This is a genomic window from Mesorhizobium sp. M7A.F.Ca.ET.027.02.1.1 (assembly GCF_004022985.1).
GTDB lineage: Bacteria > Pseudomonadota > Alphaproteobacteria > Rhizobiales > Rhizobiaceae > Mesorhizobium.
This window is the reverse complement of record NZ_RZOL01000417.1, coordinates 1-5240: the sequence shown is the minus strand read 5'-3', so window position 1 is coordinate 5240 and position 5240 is coordinate 1. Positions and strand designations below refer to the sequence as shown.

Annotated in this window: 4 protein-coding genes and 1 pseudogene; 4 read left to right on the top strand and 1 reads right to left on the bottom strand. The window is 65.3% G+C overall.

What is annotated here, in order from left to right; genetic code table 11:
* From EN749_RS30115 to EN749_RS30100, 4 genes and pseudogenes are all read left to right on the top strand, one after another.
* Nucleotides 1-409 (top strand): annotated as a pseudogene (locus EN749_RS30115) (diaminopimelate decarboxylase); the annotation flags it as partial.
* A 40-nt stretch (nt 410-449) separates the two neighbouring features.
* Nucleotides 450-1391 carry a threonine/serine dehydratase gene (locus EN749_RS30110; RefSeq protein WP_128364526.1) on the top strand — a complete coding sequence of 314 codons (942 nt, stop codon included), beginning with the start codon at nt 450-452 and terminating at the stop codon, nt 1389-1391.
* A 235-nt stretch (nt 1392-1626) separates the two neighbouring features.
* Nucleotides 1627-4215, top strand: coding sequence for a TIGR02302 family protein (locus tag EN749_RS30105; protein ID WP_128364525.1), 2589 nt, complete (start codon nt 1627-1629; stop codon nt 4213-4215).
* 111 nt (nt 4216-4326) lie between these two features.
* Nucleotides 4327-4698 carry a glyoxalase superfamily protein gene (locus tag EN749_RS30100; RefSeq protein WP_128364524.1) on the top strand — a complete coding sequence of 124 codons (372 nt, stop codon included), beginning with the start codon at nt 4327-4329 and terminating at the stop codon, nt 4696-4698.
* Here EN749_RS30100 and EN749_RS30095 read toward each other — a convergent pair.
* A partial coding sequence (locus tag EN749_RS30095; RefSeq protein WP_245491521.1) for a LysR substrate-binding domain-containing protein occupies nt 4677-5240 on the bottom strand: 564 nt, incomplete at its 5' end. The two genes, EN749_RS30100 and EN749_RS30095, sit on opposite strands and share 22 nt — an antisense overlap.

Sequence of the window (5240 nt, the reverse complement as noted above, 5' to 3'; positions counted from 1 at the left end):
CGTCTCGGAAGTGATCTTCGTGAAGGAAGGCGACGCCAAGAACTTCCTCGTCGTTGATGCCGCCATGAACGATCTCATCCGGCCGACGCTCTACGACGCCTTCCACGACATCCGTCCGGTCGTGCAGCCGCCGGCCGACACGCCGCGCATGATGGTCGACGTGGTAGGCCCGGTCTGCGAGACCGGCGACTATATCGGCCTGGACCGCGATCTGCCCAGGCTGAAGGCCGGCGACCTGATTGCCGTCTCCACCGCCGGCGCCTATGGCGCGGTGCAGGCCGGCACCTACAACACCCGCCTGCTGGTGCCGGAGGTGCTGGTCGACGGCGACCGGTTCCACGTCGTGCGCCCACGCCCGACCTATGACGACCTGATCGGGCTGGATTCCATGCCCGACTGGCTTGCATAGAAGCGCCGGAAACACACCTACCCGTCATAGGGAGCAAGTCATGACGAACGGCATCACCGTCACACGCGAGCGCATTGCCGCGATGGAACCGCGCATCCGCCCCTATATCAGGCACACGCCGGTGCTGCGCGTCGACATGGCCGACTTCGACCAGCCGCCGCTGGCCGTCGACCTGAAGCTCGAATGCCTGCAGCATTCCGGCTCGTTCAAGGCGCGCGGCGCCTTCACCAATCTCCTGGAGCGTCCGGTTCCCGAGGCCGGTGTCGTCGCAGCATCGGGCGGCAACCATGGCGCGGCCGTCGCCTATGCCGCCATGCGGCTCGGCCACAAGGCGACCATCTTCGTTCCCGAAGTGAGCCCGCCAGCCAAACTGGAGCGAATCCGCTCCTACGGCGCCGAACTGATCGTCGGCGGCGCCCGCTACGCCGAGGCGCTGGCGGCCAGCGAACGGTTCGCCGAGGAGACCGGCGCCTTGCAGATCCATGCCTTCAACCAGGAGGAAACGCTCGTCGGCCAGGGCACGCTCGGGCTCGAAATCGAGAGCGATTTGCCTCGGATCGACATGCTGCTGGTCGCTGTCGGCGGCGGCGGCCTGATCGGCGGCATCGCTGCCTGGTTTACCGGCCGCATCCGTATCATCGCCGTCGAGCCGGAAGGAGCGCCGACGCTGCATCGCGCCTTCGAGGCCGGACACCCCGTCGACGCGCCGGCCGAGGGTATCGCCGCCGATTCACTGGCGCCAAAGCGCGTCGGCGAAATGATGTTCCCGATTGCCGAAGCCTTTGTCGAACGCTCGATCCTGGTCAGCGACGACGACATCATCGCCGCGCAGAAGGCGCTGTGGAACCGGGCCCGCATCATCTCCGAGCCGGGTGGCGCCGCCGCCTTTGCCGCGGTCCTGTCGGGCCGCTATGCGCCGGCGGCGGGCGAACGGGTCGCCGTGCTGGTCTGCGGAGCGAATGCGGACCCCGCTACCTTCTAAAGGGCCTGCTGCCTTCTAAAGGGTATGCAGGATGGAACTATAACGGTCCACTTCACGTTTTTCCGAACTGCCTCGCCTTTGCCGTGTTTGCTGGTATTCTTTGAGTCGTGAGGCGTCGGGCTATCCTGCCCGCTCCACAGCATGATCCCGAAAAGTGAAATCCCTTTCGGAACAGATCATGCTCAAAGGGATAGGGCCGCATCCCGGTTTTCGGGATAGGCTCAAGGAAGGGCCGATGACGCAACGACCCACCTTCAGCAGCGATCGCGGCCTGGCCGGACGCCTGGCCTTGAGCCGGTTGGCGACGCGGGTCTCGATGATGGTCGAGCGCGGCTGGCCGTTGCTGCTTCCGCTCGTGATAGTCGCCAGCCTGTTCCTCAGCATCTCCTGGCTGGGGCTGTTCTCCCGGCTGCCGGATATGGCGCGCATCGGCCTGGTCGCTGCTTTTGCCATAGCGGCACTGGCCGCGCTCTATCCGCTGCGCTTCTTCCGCCTGCCGGGCGCCGGCGAAATCGACCGCCGCATCGAGGCCGCCAATCAACTGTTGCACAGCCCGGTGCTGGTGCAGACCGACCGGCCCAGCGGCAGGGAAAGCAGCTTCTCGCAGGCGCTGTGGCGCGAACACCAGAAGCGCATGGCCGGAAAGCTCGACAACCTTGGCGCCGACCTGCCGCGCACGCGCGTGCCGGAGCGCGACCCCTGGGGGCTGCGCGCGGTGGCGGCCCTTTTACTCGTTACCGCCTTCGCCTTCTCCTTCGGGCCGACCGGCGGCAGGATCAGCGACGGCTTCAATGCCCATGGCGCGCGCGATATCGTGCCGCCGCGCATCGATGCATGGGTGACGCCACCGGCCTATACCGGCAAGCCGCCGATCTTCCTGACCGCCGACGCCAACCAGGCGATCCCGACCTTTACGATTCCCGAAGGCAGTGACGTTTCGCTGCGCGTGACGGGCGGCTCGGGCGAGGAAACGCTCGGCTATGCCGACAAGAATGGCAACGCCCGCGTCATCGACCCCGCTGCGCCGCAGGCCGCCGCCAAGCCGGCCGCAAGCCCGGCGCCGCCGTCCAAGGTGCGCCAGTTCACCAGCAAGCTGACCGGCGACGGCACGCTGACGCTGACCTCGGGCGAGGACCAGCTCGGCCGCTGGGCCTTCGCGGTCATATCGGACAAGCCGCCGCAGATCCGCTTCGTCGGCGAGCCCAAGCGCGCCGCAAACGGCGCCTTCGAGCTAAACTACCAGATCGACGACGACTATGGCGCCGCCACCGCCAAGGCAGTGTTCGCGCTCGCCGATCCGCAGGCGCCGAATGCGCGCCCGCTGTACGGTGCACCTGAAATGCCGCTGACGCTGCCGCGCCGCGGCGGCAAGTCGAACGCCGCCAAGACCTCCAAGGACCTGACCGAGCATGTCTGGGCCGGCAACAGCATCAAGCTGACGCTGGTCGCCACCGATGATGCCGGGCACACCGCATCGAGCGAAACCAAGACGCTGCTGATGCCGGAGCGGCCTTTCGCCAATCCGCTGGCACGCGCCGTGATCGAACAGCGCCGCCTGCTGGCGCTCGACGCCAACGCCAAGCCGCGCGTGCTCGACCTGATGGACGCCATCACACTTCGGCCGGAAGATACGTTCGACAACATGTCCCACTATCTCGCCATCATGAGCGCCCGCACCCGGCTGAAGATGGCCGAGAGCGACGATCAATTGCGCAGCGAGGTCTCCTATCTCTGGGAAATCGCGCTCGGCATCGAGGAAGGCAATCTTTCGGCCGCCGAAAAGCGGCTGCGCCAGGCGCAACAGGCGCTGCAGGACGCCATCAAGAATGGCGCCAGCGACGCTGAAATCGAAAAGGCGATGAAGGAACTGCGCGAGGCGATGAACCAGTTCCTGCAGGAATTCGCGGAGCGCGCCAAGCAGAATCCCAACGCCCCGCAGATGCAGCAGAACGGCCAGGAACTGCGCCAGAGCGACATCGATCGCATGATGGACCAGATCGAAAACCTGGCGAAGTCCGGAGATCGCGACAAGGCCCAGCAACTGCTGTCGCAACTGCAGGACATGATGAACAATCTGCAAGCCGGCCGTCAGCAGCAAGGCGGCCAGCAGGACAGCGAGATGCGCCAGCAGATGGACAAGCTGGGTGAGATCCTGCGGCGTCAGCAGGAGATGATGAACGACACCTTCCGCATGGATCAGATGCAACGCGGCGAGCGCCAGCGCGGGCAGAACCGTGACGAGCAGCTCGGCGAAGGCGGCCAGGATGAGGACAGACCCGGCGTCGGCGAAGACCGCGATCCGCTCGCCCGGCAAAAGCCGATGACACCCCAGGAATTCGCCGATGCGCTGAAACAGCTGCAGCAGGGCCAGGGCCAGCTGCAAAGCGACCTCGATCAGCTGAAGAAGGGCCTCGAAGGCATGGGTATGGAGCCCAATGAAGGATTTGGCGAGGCCGGCAAGTCCATGGGCAATGCCGAACAGGCACTCGGCGAGGGTGAAGGCGATGCGGCCGTCGGTCATCAGGGCCGGGCGCTGGAAGCGCTGCGCAAGGGCGCCAAGGACATGATGAAGCAGATGCAGGCCATGCAGGGCGACCAGGGCGGCGGCGAGGAAGGCGGCCGCCAGCAGAACGCCGATCGTGATCCGCTCGGCCGGCCACGCGCCAGCCAGGGTCCCGATTTCGGCGATTCGGTGAAGGTGCCCGACGAGATCGACGTGCAGCGTGCCCGCCAGATTCTGGAAGCGATCCGCAAACGGCTCGGCAATGCGCTCAGCCCCGACATCGAACGCAGCTATCTGGAACGGCTGCTCGAGCTGAAATAGAGCAATTCCAGGAAAATTGTGAAGCGGTTTTCCGTCCGGAATTGCGAAAAAACAAAGGGATTGCCGCCCGCGTCCATCTCACCTGAAAACCTCTCGCACGGGTGCACCACCATGCCCAGACTTGGCGCTGTCACACCCATCCTGCGCATCTTCGACATTGCCAAGGCGCGTGAATTCTATGTCGGCTTCCTCGGCTTCGAGGTGCAGTGGGAACATCGCTTCGCCGACGACGCGCCGCTTTACGTGGCGGTCGGCCGCGACGGCTGCGTTCTGCATCTCAGCGAACATCATGGCGACGGTGCACCCGGCATCGCCCTGCGCATCGAGGTCGAGGACATCACCGCTCTTCATGGCGAACTGATCGGCAAAAACTACCGCTTCGCCAGGCCGGGCGTGGAAGATACGCCTTGGAAGACCCGCGAGGTGTCGGTCGCCGATCCGTTCGGCAACAGGCTGCATTTCTACGAGGATGCCGCCGGCTGACTGAGCCTGTTGACGAAGGCTTCGCGGATCGCATCCTGCATGCCGTCGATCGCCTCACCTGACGCATTGGGGTTGCGGTGCATCACCACGTTCGAGGAATCGATGGCGCCGAATCCGTCCGCGGTGGTCAGTTCACGACAGCCGTCCGGAATGTTGCTGCGCGAAATCGGCGCGATCGCCAGTCCGGAGGTGACGGCGAGCTTGAGGCCGCCGGTGGTGTCGCTGGTATAGGCGACACGATAGGCAAGATCGCGCTGCTCCAGTGATTTGATGGCGAAGTCCTTGCACCAGCCGGCCCGGTTGTAGAGCGCGATCGGCACCGGCTGTTCCTCATGCATGTGATGCAGGGTCGACGTCACCCACACGGTCGGGTCGTGCATCAGCACTTCGCCGCCGGCGGGATCCTGCCATTCGAACACCACGCACAGATCGAGTTCGCCGGCAGCGAGCGCCGCCATCTGTGCCCCGGAATGGGCATAGCGCACGGTGACCTCGACCTGTGTATGACGCTTCGAGAAGGCGCCGAGCGCGCGCGACAGGAT

What these genes read in the sequence shown, in the direction of transcription:
- EN749_RS30110 (WP_128364526.1), top strand. Translation starts at nt 450, where the DNA reads ATGACGAACGGCATCACCGTCACACGCGAGCGCATTGCCGCGATGGAA.
- EN749_RS30105 (WP_128364525.1), top strand. Translation starts at nt 1,627, where the DNA reads ATGACGCAACGACCCACCTTCAGCAGCGATCGCGGCCTGGCCGGACGC.
- EN749_RS30100 (WP_128364524.1), top strand. Translation starts at nt 4,327, where the DNA reads ATGCCCAGACTTGGCGCTGTCACACCCATCCTGCGCATCTTCGACATT.